The sequence below is a fragment of the Niveispirillum sp. genome, assembly GCF_052437035.1.
Taxonomy (GTDB): Bacteria; Pseudomonadota; Alphaproteobacteria; order Azospirillales; family Azospirillaceae; genus Niveispirillum.
Map to the genome: position 1 here is coordinate 1 of NZ_JBQVOH010000004.1, position 14,475 is coordinate 14,475.

General features: G+C 64.0%; 16 protein-coding genes and 2 riboswitches. Of the genes, 8 read left to right on the forward strand and 8 right to left on the reverse strand.

Annotated elements, in window-relative coordinates; translation table 11 throughout:
* Both ACT6Q8_RS11705 and ACT6Q8_RS11710 read left to right on the forward strand, forming a co-directional pair.
* On the forward strand, positions 1-278 hold a 278-nt coding region (locus ACT6Q8_RS11705), incomplete at its 5' end, for an oligopeptide/dipeptide ABC transporter ATP-binding protein (protein ID WP_444739382.1).
* A 193-nt stretch (positions 279-471) separates the two neighbouring features.
* The gene (locus ACT6Q8_RS11710) at positions 472-2,460 is read left to right on the forward strand and encodes a Cache 3/Cache 2 fusion domain-containing protein (RefSeq protein WP_054166804.1); all 1,989 of its coding nucleotides are present in this window, start codon (positions 472-474) and stop codon (positions 2,458-2,460) included.
* A 224-nt stretch (positions 2,461-2,684) separates the two neighbouring features.
* On the opposite strand, the gene ACT6Q8_RS11715 is transcribed toward ACT6Q8_RS11710, so the two are convergent.
* The 3 genes from ACT6Q8_RS11715 to ACT6Q8_RS11725 all read right to left on the reverse strand — a co-directional run bounded on the left by ACT6Q8_RS11715 (position 2,685) and on the right by ACT6Q8_RS11725 (position 5,056).
* Positions 2,685-3,356: a TerC family protein gene (locus ACT6Q8_RS11715; protein ID WP_054166805.1), complete on the reverse strand. Its 672-nt coding sequence runs from the start codon at positions 3,354-3,356 to the stop codon at positions 2,685-2,687.
* A 309-nt stretch (positions 3,357-3,665) separates the two neighbouring features.
* Positions 3,666-4,049 (reverse strand): hypothetical protein, encoded by a 384-nt coding sequence (locus ACT6Q8_RS11720; protein ID WP_444732907.1) that lies wholly within the window; start codon positions 4,047-4,049, stop codon positions 3,666-3,668.
* An 86-nt stretch (positions 4,050-4,135) separates the two neighbouring features.
* Positions 4,136-5,056: a LysR substrate-binding domain-containing protein gene (locus tag ACT6Q8_RS11725; protein WP_444732906.1), complete on the reverse strand. Its 921-nt coding sequence runs from the start codon at positions 5,054-5,056 to the stop codon at positions 4,136-4,138.
* 152 nt (positions 5,057-5,208) lie between these two features.
* On the opposite strand from ACT6Q8_RS11725, the gene ACT6Q8_RS11730 reads away from it, so the two are divergent.
* Both ACT6Q8_RS11730 and ACT6Q8_RS11735 read left to right on the forward strand, forming a co-directional pair.
* On the forward strand, positions 5,209-5,748 hold the full coding sequence (locus ACT6Q8_RS11730) for a peroxiredoxin (RefSeq protein ID WP_094454183.1): 540 nt from the start codon (positions 5,209-5,211) through the stop codon (positions 5,746-5,748).
* A 248-nt stretch (positions 5,749-5,996) separates the two neighbouring features.
* Positions 5,997-6,530 carry a carboxymuconolactone decarboxylase family protein gene (locus ACT6Q8_RS11735; protein WP_102112110.1) on the forward strand — a complete coding sequence of 178 codons (534 nt, stop codon included), beginning with the start codon at positions 5,997-5,999 and terminating at the stop codon, positions 6,528-6,530.
* 99 nt (positions 6,531-6,629) lie between these two features.
* Here the strand turns inward: ACT6Q8_RS11735 and ACT6Q8_RS11740 are convergent, their stop codons facing one another.
* Both ACT6Q8_RS11740 and ACT6Q8_RS11745 read right to left on the reverse strand, forming a co-directional pair.
* Entirely contained in the window at positions 6,630-7,013 is a 384-nt protein-coding gene (locus tag ACT6Q8_RS11740) for a DUF6984 family protein (RefSeq protein ID WP_444732905.1), read from the reverse strand.
* 3 nt (positions 7,014-7,016) lie between these two features.
* Positions 7,017-7,490 carry a DUF721 domain-containing protein gene (locus ACT6Q8_RS11745; protein ID WP_444732904.1) on the reverse strand — a complete coding sequence of 158 codons (474 nt, stop codon included), beginning with the start codon at positions 7,488-7,490 and terminating at the stop codon, positions 7,017-7,019.
* Here ACT6Q8_RS11745 and mutY point away from each other — a divergent pair.
* A complete protein-coding gene (gene mutY / locus ACT6Q8_RS11750) occupies positions 7,489-8,604 on the forward strand; it encodes an A/G-specific adenine glycosylase (RefSeq protein ID WP_444732903.1) in 1,116 nt (371 codons plus the stop codon). The genes ACT6Q8_RS11745 and mutY overlap by 2 nt on opposite strands.
* Before the next feature lie 31 nt (positions 8,605-8,635).
* Positions 8,636-9,319, forward strand: coding sequence for a DUF1194 domain-containing protein (locus tag ACT6Q8_RS11755; RefSeq protein ID WP_444732902.1), 684 nt, complete (start codon positions 8,636-8,638; stop codon positions 9,317-9,319).
* Between the two features lie 61 nt (positions 9,320-9,380).
* Here ACT6Q8_RS11755 and ACT6Q8_RS11760 read toward each other — a convergent pair whose 3' ends face one another.
* The 3 genes from ACT6Q8_RS11760 to ispH all read right to left on the reverse strand — a co-directional run bounded on the left by ACT6Q8_RS11760 (position 9,381) and on the right by ispH (position 12,243).
* A complete protein-coding gene (locus ACT6Q8_RS11760) occupies positions 9,381-10,370 on the reverse strand; it encodes a TerC family protein (RefSeq protein WP_444732901.1) in 990 nt (329 codons plus the stop codon).
* Positions 10,371-10,498: 128 nt separating this feature from the next.
* Positions 10,499-11,275, reverse strand: a complete 777-nt coding sequence (locus tag ACT6Q8_RS11765) for a glycosyltransferase family 2 protein (protein WP_444732900.1) — start codon at positions 11,273-11,275, stop codon at positions 10,499-10,501.
* The gene (gene ispH / locus ACT6Q8_RS11770) at positions 11,272-12,243 is read right to left on the reverse strand and encodes a 4-hydroxy-3-methylbut-2-enyl diphosphate reductase (RefSeq protein ID WP_444732899.1); all 972 of its coding nucleotides are present in this window, start codon (positions 12,241-12,243) and stop codon (positions 11,272-11,274) included. The genes ACT6Q8_RS11765 and ispH overlap by 4 nt, the downstream gene beginning before the upstream one ends.
* 164 nt (positions 12,244-12,407) lie before the next feature.
* On the opposite strand from ispH, the gene ACT6Q8_RS11775 reads away from it, so the two are divergent.
* Together ACT6Q8_RS11775 and gcvT are read left to right on the forward strand one after the other, a co-directional pair.
* A complete protein-coding gene (locus ACT6Q8_RS11775) occupies positions 12,408-12,950 on the forward strand; it encodes a hypothetical protein (RefSeq protein ID WP_444732898.1) in 543 nt (180 codons plus the stop codon).
* Between the two features lie 96 nt (positions 12,951-13,046).
* Positions 13,047-13,147, forward strand: a riboswitch (glycine riboswitch).
* Positions 13,148-13,262: riboswitch (glycine riboswitch) on the forward strand.
* Between the two features lie 58 nt (positions 13,263-13,320).
* Positions 13,321-14,439, forward strand: a complete 1,119-nt coding sequence (gcvT, locus tag ACT6Q8_RS11780) for a glycine cleavage system aminomethyltransferase GcvT (protein WP_444732897.1) — start codon at positions 13,321-13,323, stop codon at positions 14,437-14,439.
* The last annotated feature ends 36 nt before the right edge of the window (positions 14,440-14,475 follow it).

Consider the following 14,475-nt stretch of genomic DNA (forward strand, 5'->3'; position numbering starts at 1 on the left):
GAGACGCCATCTATGCCGCCCCCCTGCACCCCTATACGCAGGCCCTGATCTCCGCAGTACCGGTGCCGGACCCGGATATCGAGAAGAACAAGGAACGCATCGTCCTGGGCGGCGACCTGCCCAGCCCGATGAAGCCGCCGTCCGGCTGCGTCTTTCGCACCCGCTGCCCCAAGGCCACGGACATCTGCGCCAGCGATGTGCCCGTCCTGGAAGAGAAAGCGCCGGGCCACAAGGTCGCCTGCCACCATTGGGGGCCGCCGGAGAAGAAGCTGGTGTAGGGTCACCTAACCCATTGGCCTACAATATCAGTGAACGCTAACATGCATTTGCATGTGGTGAGGGATAGGGCTGCGGCCAGCGCAGCCTAAAGCTACGCGCCTTAAAGGTTTGGTTAACGAAGCAACTGCGATAAGGGCTGAAACAATCAGCACTGTCGCAATCGTTTTCAGCCGGACCGCAAGGGGTGCCGACATGGGCGCTTTATTTCATCGTCTCACCAATATCTCACTGTCGGCCCGCATCGTCGGCCTGACCACCTTGTCCTTGCTGCTGCTGGCAACCGGTCTGGTTCTGGTCAGCGACCGGCTGGTTGAAAGCTATGCAAGGCTTCAGGCCGGCGAACAGCAGGACCTGTCCATGCGGGTGGCGTGGCAGGTTCTGGACAGTGTGGGTGCCCCCTTCCGGCGCGAAGGCAAGCAGCTTTACGCGGGCAACACGCTGCTGAACGACAATTTCGGGCCTGTCGATACGATCAGCAGGATTGCCGGCAGTACCGCCACCATCTTCGTTCTGGATGGGGCAGAGGCGGTACGCATCGCCACCAACGTGAAGAAGCCCGATGGCAGCCGCGCCGTCGGCACCAATCTGGCCCGCAATCCCGCCTATGAGGCTGTGGTAGGCGGTGGCCGCAGCTTTCGTGGTGAGGCCGATATCCTGGGCGTCACCTATCTGACGGCCTATGACCCGATCAAGGACGCGGGCGGGAAGATTATCGGCGTGCTGTATACGGGTGTCGAGAAGGCCCCCTATATGGCGCAGGTGGCGGAGCTGAAGCGGTCATTGCTGCTGACATCCGCCGGCATCACGCTGGTTCTGGCCCTGCTCGCCCTGGTCATGATCCGGGTCTGGGCGTCGCGGCCCCTGCATTCCCTGTCCGACCTTCTGGAACAGCTGGCAGCGGGGGAGACGGATGTCCTGCCGCCCGATGCGACGGGCCGCCGGGATGAGATTGGCCGCATGCAGCGCGCAGCCAGCAGCCTGCGCCTGTCGGTGGTGGAGGCGTTCCGCCTGAAGCAGATGGTCGATGACATGCCGTTGAATGTCATGCTGGCCGATGCCGCCAACGGCTTTGCCGTCACCTATGCCAACCGCGCCACCCTGGCAGCGGCGGAGGGTCTGGCATCCGTGCTGCCTGCGGGTGGGGCCAACCCGATGGGCCGACACCTCAATATCTTCCAAACTGAGACGGGCGAGATCGGTCAGGTCATCACCCGGCCCGAGAACCTGCCCTGGCGTGGCCAGATCGATATCGGCAATGAGCGGGTGGATATCCGTATCGCCGCCGTCCGCGATGGCCATGGCCGCTATGTCGGGCCGATGCTGACCTGGACCATCGTCACGGCCCAGGCGCGGCTGGCCGACCGGTTTGAGGCCAATGTCCGTGCGCTGGCCACCCGCGTCTCCTCCGCTTCGCACGAAATGCTGGGTGCCGCCGACGCCATGCGCCGCGCGGCAGAGGGCACGGGGGCGAAGTCCGGCCATGTGGCCAGCTCCGCCAACCGCGCCACGGGCGATGTGGAGACGGTGGCCGCCGCCGCAGAAGAACTGGCTGCCAGCGTGGCGGAGGTTGACCGTCAGGTCGGGCAGTCGGCCCATATCGCGGGCCGCGCCCGTCAGGAGGCCGATGAAACCGGCCGCTCCATGTCCGATCTGGCCGAAGCGGCAACGCATATCGGTCAGGTCGTGGATATGATCAACAGCATTGCGGCCCAGACCAACCTTCTGGCCCTGAACGCCACGATCGAGGCGGCGCGGGCCGGTGAGGCGGGACGCGGCTTTGCCGTGGTGGCGTCAGAGGTGAAGACCCTGGCCGGTCAGACGGCCCGCGCCACGGAGGATATCCGCACGCAGATCGCCGCAATCCAGTCCAGCACCCATCAGGGCGTGGCCGCGATGCAGCGGATCGGCACCACGATCCGGGAAATCGGTGATGTGTCCCAGGATATCTTGTCAGCCGTGTCGCAGCAGAACGCCGCGACCCGTGAAATCGCCCACAGCGCCGCCGATGCGGCCCGTGGCACGCGGGAGGTGGTGGACACGATTGATGCCGTCACCGATGCCGCCGGCGATGTCGGCAGCGCCGCCACACAGGTGAAGGCCACCGCCGACGCCCTGGACGACGATGCCCACAAGCTGCGCACGGCCATCGACGATTTTCTTCAGCAACTGCGCGCGGCATGATCCGCAAACCGCGCAAAAAGCAAAACCCCGCTTCCGCCAGCCGGCAGAAGCGGGGTTTTTCGTTATACCAGCGGCATGAAATCATAACCGATGGTCAAGATTTCATGCCCCTCAGTCGCCGGCGGGCGCATCTGCGCCCTTGGCTACGCCGCATGGGCGGCGCCGCGGTCGTCACCGCCGTACCAACGGTCATAATTTTGACCGTTGGTATTACGGAAGGCCGATCAGCCCATATAGCCCTGGACCAGCGGCAGCACCTGTTCGCTGCCATCGATGATCATCTTGATGGCGACATAGAAGATCACGGCCAGACCGACATAGGCGATCCAGTGGAAGCGCGAGAGCAACTTGGCAATGGCGGTCGCGGCAGCACCCATGAAGGCCACCGACAGGGCCAGACCCAGGATCAACACTTCGGGATGTTCATGCGCGGCACCGGCAACCGCCAGCACATTGTCCAGCGACATGGACACGTCGGCGATGACGATCTGCACAATGGCCTGACGCACCGTCTTGGTGCCTTCCGACGGCAGAGCCTCGGCGCCGGGATTGGCATCGCCGGGGTTCACGGCCTCGTCCGCGACCTCGGCGCCCAGTGTTTCCTGATTATGCTGGCGAATCTCACGCCACATCTTCCAGCAGACCCAGAGCAGCAGGATACCGCCCGCCAGGGTGAGGCCAACGATGGCCAGCAGCTGTGTGGTCAGCAGGGCGAAGATGATGCGCAGCACGACGGCGGCGGCGATGCCCCAGAAGATGACCTTGGCCCGCTGTTGCGCTGCCACGCCCGCGGCGGCCAGACCCACGACAATGGCATTGTCGCCGGCCAGCACGATGTCGATCAGGATCACCTGCCAAAGCGCGTTCCAGAACGACACTTCAAAAAACATGTCCATTGATAAATACCCCCACCTCTTCACTGCCGCCGTTCTAACACAGGGGGGCGACAGCTGGCGATGGGGAACAAAAAAGCCCGCCCCTGTAAGGACAAGGGCGGGTTTTCAAGTCTTGGCAGTTGGATCCTGCATGAATGATGACAGGACGCAACAGATATCGACCACAGAAACTAAACTGTCAAACATTATTTTCAATATTTGGAAGAATCTACATTCACGAATACTTAAAATAGGCAAAATAAATGCATTTCCATTCATTGAAATGAATGGATTTAAGTTGTTTCGGAAGAATAGGCAAAGAAAGCCCGTTTAAAGACAGGCTGACGCGGTCAGGCGCGGCGGACCGGTAGACCAGGGATGGGCACAGGCCTGCCCTGCGCCGGAAAGTCCGGCGGGCGTCATCTCTGGATCTGCGGCGGCGAGGCGCGGCAGGCTGGACAGGGCCGGCAGGGCCAGACCGTCATGCCCACCGGCATCATCAGTGCCCGTGGGCAACGGTGCCTCTGGCGCGGCACTTAACAGGAAAAGGCCGGGATCGTCAGGACTGACAGGGTCGGGCGCCGGGTCGGACCCCTTCTGTTCGGCCAGGACAACCGGTGCCGGAAGCTGGACAGCACTATCGGCTGCCGCCGGCGGGGCCAGCAGCAGGAGGGACAGGCTGAGCAACAGGACAAGTAACCGGTCGATGGTCACGCGTCGCTTCCGGGCAGGTTTCGTCCCCGTTACCGGGAACAATCACCATAGAATGGGCACAGTCGCGCGCGGCGGCAAGCCCCGGTTTATCGCACCGGCTGCGCGCCGTCCGGCAGATGCTTGATAATCAGGTCGGCCAGCCGCCGGATGTCGCCGCTGCGCGGGCTGCCCCGGCGCCAGACCAGGGCCATGGTGCGTGTAGGCGCGGGATCGGCGAATCGGCGCAGGCCGATCTGGTCATTGGCGGCCAGCGAAGGGGCAGCAAGGGCGGGCAGCAGGGTCAGGCCCAGACCGCCCGCCACCATCTCCACCAGGGTTGCCAGCGAGGTGGCGGCAAACCCATCGCCCGCCGCCGCCCCCGACAAGGCGCAGACATCCAGCGCCTGATCACGGAAGCAATGGCCGTCTTCCAGCAGCAGCAGGGTCTCGTCCTTCAACTCCCCCTCCTCCACCGTTTCGGCATTGTCCAGGCGGTGGCCGCGCGGCATGGCGACCAGGAAGGGTTCGGTGTAGAGCGGCAGCAGTTCCACCCCCGGCTCCGTCACCGGCAGGGCCAGCAGCGCCATGTCCAGGTCACCCGCCCGCAGCCGGTCCAGCAACCGCTCGGTCAGATCCTCGCGCAGGTAAAGCTTCAAGTCCGGGTAGGCGGCGCGCAGGTCCGGCAGAACGCGCGGCAACAGATAAGGGCCGCTGGTCGGGATCACGCCCAGGCGCAGGGCACCCGACAAGGGTCGGCCAGAGGCGCGGACGGCCTGTGACAAATCGTCCACCTGGCCCAGGATCACCCGCGCCCGTTCCACCGCATCCTCGCCCGCCGGGGTCAGCAGCACGCGATGCTTGGTCCGTTCCACCAGGGCAGCCCCCAGCATTTCTTCCAGCTGCTGTATCTGCGCGGACAAGGAAGGCTGCGACACATGGCAGGCCGATGCGGCACGCCCGAAATGAAGCGTGTCGGCCAGGGCCACCAGATAACGCAACTGCCGAAGGGTGATGTTCGCCGGGTTCATTGGTTCATCCTATGACGGCAGTCGGAAGATGCGATTGGATTTTGCACCGCAATGCACTCATATCAGCGACGCCTCAAGCCGATAGCTGTATCGGCAGGGGCCTGACTTTGGCACCGCATCACAAACCAACCCAAAAAACGGAGTTGTTTATCATGCTGACCGTTGGCGACAAGTTCCCCGCTTTCGACCTGAAGGCCACCGTTTCCACCGACATCAAGTCGGCCTTCACGACGATCAACAACGACACCTACAAGGGCAAGTGGCTGGTCGTGTTCTTCTGGCCGAAGGATTTCACCTTCGTGTGCCCGACCGAGATCGCCGCCTTCGGCAAGCTGAACGGTGACTTCGCCGATCGCGACGCCCAGGTGCTGGGCGCCTCCATCGACACCGAGTTCGTGCACCTGGCCTGGCGCCAGAACCACGCCGACCTGAAGGACCTGCCGTTCCCGATGCTGGCCGACGTGAAGCGCGAGCTGTCCGCCGGTCTGGGCGTCCTGGACAAGAACGAGGGCGTTGCCCTCCGCGCCACCTTCATCGTCGATCCGGAAGGCATCATCCGCTTTGCCTCCGTGCATGACCTGTCGGTCGGCCGCAATGTGCAGGAAGTGCTGCGCACGCTGGACGCCCTGCAGACCGACGAACTGTGCCCCTGCAACTGGCAGAAGGGCGAGGACGTCCTGAAGGTCGGCTGATCTCCTGATCGCTGATCTCTGACGGATGGGCGCCCTGATCCCCCCGATCTTCCGGGGCGCCCATTTACCCCTTCGCCCTCCCCCCAACTCCCGGGCGAAGGGGCCCTATTCCGGCGGCATGCCGCCCCGGTGATCCAGGCTGCCCCCGCTGGCGGGCGCCGGCACCTTTTTCAAAACCGACCGTCCCGCGCATCGGCCACCCCGCGCCGCGCCCGACGTCATGTCCACTCTCGACGGGAGATGAAACCATGTCCATCGACGCGCTGAAGTCGCGCCTGCCCGACTATGCCAAGGATCTGAAGCTGAACCTGGGCTCGGTCCTGACCACCTCATCGCTCTCGCCGCTGCAGGCCTGGGGCACGGCCATTGCCGCCGCCTATGCCAGCCGCAATGCGGAAGTGACGAAGGCCATCGTGGCCGATGCCGCCGCCCATCTGGACGCCCAGAACCTGACGGCTGCCAAGGCCGCCGGTGCCATCATGGGCATGAACAACATCTATTATCGCTTCGTGCATCTGGCGGATAACAAGGAATATTCCAAGATGCCGGCGCGTCTGCGCATGAACATCATCGCCAATCCCGGCGCATCCAAGGTCGATTTCGAGCTGTGGTCGCTGGCCGCCAGCGCCGTCAATGGCTGCGGCATGTGCATCGACGCGCATGAGCATGAAGTGATCCAGAAGGGTGCGACCAAGGAGAATGTGCAGGATGTCGTGCGCATCGCGGCCGTGATCCACGCCGTCGCTACCGTCCTGGACGCCGAGGACGCACTGGCCTCGTAAGGGTTTAGCGGGTTGGTTTAGGTAAAAACGCCCCGGTGCCATTTGGTGCCGGGGCGTTTTGTTGTCAGGCCGCGATGCGGATGGTGGGGACGTTCGCGATCACATCATTGATGCCAATCTGTCCTCTGCGGAGACAGTACGCACAACCATGCGCTCAGCCAGACAGGACGTAAGGATCGGCCCATCACCCCAGCGGATATATTCCAACTCCAGCAGCCGATCTTGAGCATCCATATACAGAAGAACATCTATCTCGGCGCCATCTGCATCAATGATACGCCCCTCAGCAGGATAAAGTTCCTGCCCCCTGTAAGGGGGCCGCTGATAACCTGATATGCTGAATATAAGGCATTCGCCATCTGCACGCTCCTCCACGACACGCGCTGCCGCCGCATCCGAAATCAGACGGGAACGGGCGGGTTCAGGCAGGCTGTCGGCAAGCCTCAGAACAATCGACATTTCATCTGGGGACAGGTCGCGCATTCCCTACCCCACCACCGCCCGGCCCAGCCGTTCTAGAACGGCGCGCAGTTCTTCATTCTCGATGGGTTCGACCGTCATCGTCAGTTCCCGTTCCTTCACGGGGTCGAGGCGTTTCACGGGCTTCATCGCATAGTTTTTCTGCGGCAGCACCGGACCTGCATGCACAAGTTTCAGCCGCGCCACCGCGCGGTAGCCCATGAAGGAATTGATCCGTTCCAGGATCTGCGGCTCTTCATGCTGGACCAGCAGGGCCGCCGCACTGGACACCCGGACATGCAGCACGGCATTCTCCCGCCGCCCGGCGGGGAAAGCCAGCTTCAGGGGCGATGTCTGTTCGGCCAGACGGCCGCCGACAATGGCGGCCCAGTCGGTCAGAAGCGCGCCAAAGGCCATGCCGTCCTTGCCCAGGGCCTTGCCGGCGACGGCATTCAATGTACGTCCAAGGCGTTGCGGGCCGAAACCACTGGGGCTGTTCATGGCTGTCCGTTCATTACCGAAGACCGGTATCAAAGCAGATCAGGCGGGCGCTGACCAGTCTGGTGGCCTGCCCGGCCTGCTGCTGGACTGGTATGACCGGCACGCCCGTGTCCTGCCCTGGCGGTTCGCGCCGGGAGAGGTGGCCGATCCCTATCGTGTCTGGCTGTCAGAGATCATGTTGCAGCAGACGACGGTGGCAACCGTCGGGCCGTATTTCCAGAATTTCCTGGACCGCTGGCCCAGCGTCACCGACCTTGCCGCCGCTGATCTGGATGATGTGCTGCGCGCCTGGGCGGGGCTTGGTTACTATGCCCGCGCCCGCAACCTGCATAAATGCGCCGTGGCGGTGGCTGGCCAGCATGGCGGGCGCTTTCCCGATACCGAAGAGGGGTTGCTGTCTCTGCCCGGTATCGGTGCCTATACGGCAGCCGCCATCCTGGCCATCGCGTTCGATAAGCCCGCAACCGCCATGGATGGCAATGTCGAGCGGGTGATGGCGCGGCTGCATGCGGTCACCGATCCGCTGCCGGGGTCAAAGCCCATCCTACGCGCCCATGCAGCATCCCTGGTGCCTGCCCGGCGGTCCGGCGATTACACCCAGGCCCTGTTCGACCTGGGCGCTACCATCTGTACCCCGCGCAAGCCGCGCTGCATCCTGTGCCCCTGGACAGCGTTCTGTGAAGCCCGCAAGCAGGGCATCGCCGATGACCTGCCCGCCAAGACGGCCAAGGCCGCCAAGCCCACCCGCCGGGCGCTGGCCTTCGTCCTGACCGATGCACGCGGGCATGTGGCCCTGCGCCGCCGCCCGGAGAAAGGGCTGCTGGGCGGTATGATGGAGGTGCCGACCACGCCGTGGGAAGCGGCCCCGGCACCGACCCTGGCAGTCTCGCGCCGGCATGAGCCGCTGAGCGGCATCGACTGGAGGCCCCTGCCCGGTATCGTCCGTCATACTTTCACCCATTTCGAGTTCGAAATTACGGTGGCGGCGGGCCGGGCAGCCGAGGCCTGCGGTGTGCCGGACCTGATCTGGGTGGCGCCCGACGCGCTAGGGGATGAGGCGCTGCCCACCGTCATGCTGAAGATATTGCGTCACGCCCTGGCCAAGGGGGCCTGACATAAAGGGGGCGGAGGCCCTGAACCCGCAGATGAAACCTGTTTCGCGCCGCTCCCTGCTGGCGGGTCTTGCGGCCCTGCCGGCCATGCCGGGGCTCGCCGCCACCGCCGCGCCAGCCGTGGATGCGGCCTTGGTCCTGGCCATCGACGCATCGGCCAGTATCGACCAGGGTCTGCTGGATTTCCAGTTGCGCGGCCATGCCGCCGCCTTCCGTCACAAGGCCGTGGAGGAAGCCATATCCAGGTCAAGTGGCAACGGCATTGCAGTAATGCTGGCGCAGTTCGCGGGGCCGGAGACGCTGACGACCCTCGTGCCCTGGCGGGTCCTGAAATCCGGGCGGGACTGCGAGGACTTTGCCGCCACCATCGACGCCGCGCCCGGCGTGTTCATGGGCGGGTCGACGGCGCTGGGCAGTGCCGTGGTGCAGGCCGTGGCCCTGTTGGATGCCGCCCCTTACAGAACAGAGAAGCGGACGCTGGATATCGTGTCGAACGGGTTCAGCAATGCCGGTGTCGATCCGCGTTCGGCCCGTGGATATGCTGCCGGGGCCAATGTCACCGTCAATGGTCTGGCCATCCTGAACGAGTATGACTGGCTGGAAGGCTATTTCGCGGAAAATGTCATCGCGGGCCGTGGTTCGTTCGTACGCACAGCCAAAGACCTGAACAGTTTTGCTGGCGTGTTGCTGGGCAAGCTGGTGACGGAGATGGTGTAAAAATAAAACCGGGGCGGGTTTTGATACCCGCCCCGGTCTGTTTCTACTTTACGCTTGCCGATCAGGCCTGTTTTTCAACCGACTGGCCGCGCGTCTTGTACAGCGAGTAGAGTACGCCCACCGCCAGCAGACCGAAGGTTACGGACAGCGAAATGGCGGGGTCCAGCTTGCCGTAAATCTGGTTCCAGAAAATCTTGCCACCGATGAACACCAGCACCACGGCCAGTGCGTATTTCAGATAGTGGAAGCGGTGAACCATGGCGGCCAGCGCGAAGTAGAGCGCGCGCAGACCCAGGATGGCGAAGATGTTGCTGGTATAGACGATGAACGGGTCGGTCGTGATCGCGAAGATGGCAGGAACGCTGTCCACCGCGAACACGATGTCGGCAAACTCGACCATCAGTAGCGCCAGGAACAAGGGCGTGGCCCAGCGCACCACCTTGCCCGTCTTGGGGTCCGGCTTCTTCACGAAGAAGGCGTTGCCGTGCAGTTCATCCGTGACGCGCATGCGGCGGCGCAGGAAGCGGACCATGGCATTGTCATCCATGGAGGGTTCCTTGTCCCCCATAAACAGCATCTTCACGCCGGTCAGGATCAGGAAGCCGCCGAAGATATAGAGCAGCCAGTCGAATTCCGTGACCAGGGCCGCACCCAGACCGATCATGATGCCGCGCAACACGATGACGCCCAGGATACCCCAGAACAGCACCCGGTGCTGATAAAGGCGCGGGATGGCGAAATAGCCGAAGATCAGCGAGATAACGAAGACGTTATCCATGGCCAGCGCCTTTTCCAGCGCAAAGCCCGTGAAATACTGCATGCCCGGCGTCGGGCCCAGATACCACCACACCCAGCCGCCGAAGGCAGCCGCGATGGCGATATACAGCGCGGAGAGCACGAGGCTTTCGCGCACGCCGATTTCGTGGTCGTTCTTGTTGAGCACGCCCAGGTCGAAGACCAGAAGAGCAATAACGATAGAAATAAATACCAGCCAGAGCCAGAGGGCCTTGCCCAGAACCGGCTCAAGCATGATCGTGGCGAGAAACTCCATGGGAGTGCCTCCAGTAGATCAGCCGAGTGCTTGCGTCAGCGACGAGGGTTCTATCCGACATCGCAGCCAACGCCTTGGCTGCCAGAGGGGCCCGGATGGTCGCAGATTTAGGATGGGCTTTCAGGCCTTCAAGAGGGGCGGCGCAAAATTTCTCGCACCTTCGCGATACGCGCAAACCGAAAGAAGGCGATGATGGCGGCCAGTTCCAGGCCATAGAGGCCGAACACCCAATAGCCCTTGAGGAAGAAATACCGGACCAGATTGACGGGAAATTCCGTCATGGCCCGGAAGGCCCCATACCGCCGGCCCTTGCCCCGCGCCACGATCTCTTCCGCCTGCGCCGTGGAATAGCGGTTCAGCTTGGCGATCAGGTCGCCATGATGGCGGATGGAATAATGCGCGATGATCGGCGACAGGGCGCCGACCCGACCGCTGTGCATTTCCACGGCATCATGGGTGGCGCTGTCGGCAAAACGGCCATGGCGGCGGTCATAGAGGCGGATGTAATTGTGCCGTGGGGCGAACCGATGGGGCCGCTTCTGTCCGGCCAGGGTCATAACGGTGCGGATGCGATAGCCCTGCAACGCCGGCTGCCCAGCCGCGAACAGTGCGCGCACCGCCGGCTCCAGTGCGGGTTCCGGCACCTCATCCGCATCAAGGTTCAGCAGCCAGTCATGCCGGCACTGTTCCTCGGCAAAGCGTTTTTGGGGGCCATAACCGGGCCAATCGTTGTGGATGACCGTGGCCCACAGCGACCGGGCCAGTTCCGGCGTGCCATCGCTGCTGCCGCTATCCACCACCAACACCTCATCCACCCAGTCGCGCACGGACAGGATGACGGGGCCAATGCGGTCGGCCTCGTTCAGGGCGATGATGAAGACAGAGAGGGGAAGTTTCCCGCTCATTCCGCCGCCAGAATCCTCGGCAGCTTGAAGATCACATTCTCCGTGGCGGTCACCACCTCCTCCACGGTCACTGCGAACCGTTCCCGCAATGCTGCCAGCACCTCATCCACCAGTACCTCCGGGGCGGACGCGCCCGCCGTGATGCCCAGGGTGCGGACCTTGGACAGGCGGTCCCAGTCGATCTGGGCCGCGCGCTGCACCAGCATGGCGCGGGTGCAGCCATGGGCGCGCGCCACCTCCACCAGCCGCACGGAGTTGGAGGAATTGGGTGCGCCCAGCACCAGCAGCGCATCGGCGCGCGGGGCGATGGCCTTCACCGCGCCCTGCCGGTTGGTGGTGGCGTAGCAGATATCCTCCCGCTTCGGCCCGGAAATGCTGGGGAAGCGGTCACGCAGGGCGTCCACGATGGCGCCGGTATCATCCACCGAAAGGGTGGTCTGGGTGGCAAAGGCCAGATTATCGGGGTCATCGACCACCAGGCCCGCCACATCCTCCACCGTTTCCACCAGCTTCACCGCGCCTGACGGCAGCTGGCCGATGGTACCCACCACCTCCGGATGGCCGGCATGGCCGATCAGCAGGACGGTGCGCCCGGCCTCATGATGATGCTCGGCCTCGCGATGCACCTTGGAGACGAGCGGACAGGTGGCATCCACATAGATCATGTTGCGGCGCTGCGCCTCGGCGGGGATGGCCTTGGGCACGCCATGGGCGGAGAAGACGACGGGCCGGTCGTCCGGCACCTCGTCCAGCTCCTTAACGAACACCGCTCCCTTCGCCTCCAGGCTTTCCACCACGAAGCGGTTATGCACGATCTCATGCCGGACATAGACGGGGGCGCCGAATTTCTTCAGCGCCGTTTCCACGATCTGGATGGCCCGGTCCACCCCGGCACAGAAGCCACGCGGGGCCGCCAGCAGCACATGCAGGGGCGGAAGCGGGGCGGAGGGGGCGATAATGTCGGACATGATGATGGGGGTGTCCCTGTCGATACGTGTCAGTGCCGGGTGCCACGCTTGCGCGGCTGGGTGCCCACCTATATTGTCGCAACCCGGCGTGTGGGAAGGTGCCATTCAATTGACATGGTCGCCGCCCATTCATGTCCCGGTGAATGGAAGTGAACGGACGTTTGATGACCAGCCCCATGATGACCACCCGGCCCAACCATAGCCCGGTTCCGACCAACAGGAAAGCTGCCCGCCGCATGACCCTGGCCGCGCTTGCCGGCATGGGTATGCTGGCCCTGGCCGGATGCGCCGAAAATGACGCCATGGTCGCCGGCTGTCCCAATGTCGGCGTGCTGCGCGATGCCGGGACCCTGCGCACCGATCAGGGCGTGGCCATCCTGTCGGGCATCCTGGCCAATTGCGGCTATGACGACACGTCCGTCACCATCGCCGCCAATGTGATGATCACGGCGCGGGCCAATGAGGGTGCGGCGGGCGGCACCATCCCCGTCACCTATTTCGTGGCCGTCACCGACCCGAACCGCAACATCCTGTCCAAGAAGACCTTCACCACCAGCGTGACGGTCGGCAGCGACACGCAGGAGACCCTGACCCAGGTGATCCCCGTGCCGAAGACCATGGATGCCCGCTGGTTTGAGGTGCTGGTCGGGTTCCAGCTGACACCCGAGCAGGTGGCGGCCAACCGGAACAGCAACGAAGGCCGGTAAGCCCATCGCGCGGGGCATCCCCCCGCGCGGCGTTGCCCTGCACGAGTTTGCATTGACAGCGCCGCCGCAAAGCGTAGTTTGGCGCCGATCAGCCGACGACCCCATGCGGGAGAGACCGGTAACCTGGAAACAGGCCAACGGCGCCGAAGGAGCAACCGCCCCCGGAAACTCTCAGGCAAAAGGACCGCGAAGGGTAGGCACATCTGGAAAGCAGGCGGGCTCGGAGTATACCGGGCCGACAGCCCACCGACGGAGTAAGTGGACGCCGAATGGCGCCGCGAATCTCTCAGGGGCCAGGACAGAGGGGGGCAACCGCCGCGGGGACGATCCCCGTGACGGGTGAAACCTGTCCTGATGGGAGTGCCCCGCCTTGGGTGACACCAGCCTGCTGCGTACGCCGCTTTATGATCTGCATGTGGAACGGGGCGCCAAAATGGTGCCGTTCGCCGGCTATGACATGCCGGTCCAGTATCCGCTGGGCGTGCTGAAGGAACATCTGCATACGCGCGCCCGCGCCGGCCTGTTCGATGTGTCCCATATGGGGCAGGTCCGCCTGCGCGGCGCGGATATCGACAGCGTGATCAAGGCGCTGGAAGCGCTGGTGCCCGGCGATATCGCCGCCTTGGCGCCGGGTCGCATCCGCTACACCATGTTCACCAACGATAATGCCGGCATCCTGGATGACCTGATGGTCACACGGTTTGAGGATCACCTGTATGTGGTGATCAATGCCGGCTGCAAGACCGAAGACCTGGCCCATCTCAAGGCCAATCTGCCGGGCGACATCACCATCGACTATCTGGGCGATGATGCGGGCCTGCTGGCCCTGCAAGGTCCGGAAGCAGCCGCTGTCATGGCCCGCCTGCTGCCCGAAGCCGCCGATATGGGCTTCATGAGCGCGCGGGCCGCAATGATTGACGGCATTCCGGTGCAGATCAGCCGGTCCGGCTATACCGGTGAAGACGGGTATGAGATCAGCGTGGGTGCGGCGGATGCCGAGAAGCTGGCCCGCCTGATCTTGGCGCAGGACGGGGTGGAGGCCATCGGCCTGGGCGCGCGCGATTCGCTGCGTCTGGAGGCCGGGCTTTGCCTTTACGGCCATGACATCGACACCAGCACCAGCCCGATTGAAGCCGCATTGAACTGGACCATCTCCAAGCGACGGCGGACCGATGGCGGCTTCCCCGGTGCTGGCGTCGTGCAGGCGCAACTGGCCGGCGGCCCCGCCCGCCGCCGCGTGGGCATCCAGCCGGAAGGCAAGGCCCCGGCGCGTGAACATACCGAAATCCAGGATCTCTCCGGCAACCGCATCGGGGAAATCACCAGCGGCGGCTTCGGCCCCACCGCCGGCGGCCCCGTCGCCATGGGCTATGTCGATACCGGCTTCGCCGCCGTCGGCACGGATGTCCAACTGATCGTGCGCGGCAAGGCAATGCCGGCCAAGGTCGCCGCCCTGCCCTTTGCACCGCATCGTTATTTCAAGGGCTGAAGCCCTTTCCCACGTTACCCCCAAACGAAAGACCGA

Coding starts and splice junctions, on each gene's coding strand:
- ACT6Q8_RS11730 (WP_094454183.1), top strand. CDS start 5,209: ATGCTGACCGTTGGCGACAAGTTCCCCGCTTTCGACCTGAAGGCCACC.
- ACT6Q8_RS11760 (WP_444732901.1), bottom strand. CDS start 10,370: ATGGAGTTTCTCGCCACGATCATGCTTGAGCCGGTTCTGGGCAAGGCC.
- ACT6Q8_RS11735 (WP_102112110.1), top strand. CDS start 5,997: ATGTCCATCGACGCGCTGAAGTCGCGCCTGCCCGACTATGCCAAGGAT.
- ACT6Q8_RS11740 (WP_444732905.1), bottom strand. CDS start 7,013: ATGCGCGACCTGTCCCCAGATGAAATGTCGATTGTTCTGAGGCTTGCC.
- ACT6Q8_RS11765 (WP_444732900.1), bottom strand. CDS start 11,275: ATGAGCGGGAAACTTCCCCTCTCTGTCTTCATCATCGCCCTGAACGAG.
- ACT6Q8_RS11710 (WP_054166804.1), top strand. CDS start 472: ATGGGCGCTTTATTTCATCGTCTCACCAATATCTCACTGTCGGCCCGC.
- ACT6Q8_RS11725 (WP_444732906.1), bottom strand. CDS start 5,056: ATGAACCCGGCGAACATCACCCTTCGGCAGTTGCGTTATCTGGTGGCC.
- ACT6Q8_RS11775 (WP_444732898.1), top strand. CDS start 12,408: ATGACCAGCCCCATGATGACCACCCGGCCCAACCATAGCCCGGTTCCG.
- ispH (WP_444732899.1), bottom strand. CDS start 12,243: ATGTCCGACATTATCGCCCCCTCCGCCCCGCTTCCGCCCCTGCATGTG.
- ACT6Q8_RS11715 (WP_054166805.1), bottom strand. CDS start 3,356: ATGGACATGTTTTTTGAAGTGTCGTTCTGGAACGCGCTTTGGCAGGTG.
- mutY (WP_444732903.1), top strand. CDS start 7,489: ATGGCTGTCCGTTCATTACCGAAGACCGGTATCAAAGCAGATCAGGCG.
- ACT6Q8_RS11755 (WP_444732902.1), top strand. CDS start 8,636: ATGAAACCTGTTTCGCGCCGCTCCCTGCTGGCGGGTCTTGCGGCCCTG.
- ACT6Q8_RS11745 (WP_444732904.1), bottom strand. CDS start 7,490: ATGAACAGCCCCAGTGGTTTCGGCCCGCAACGCCTTGGACGTACATTG.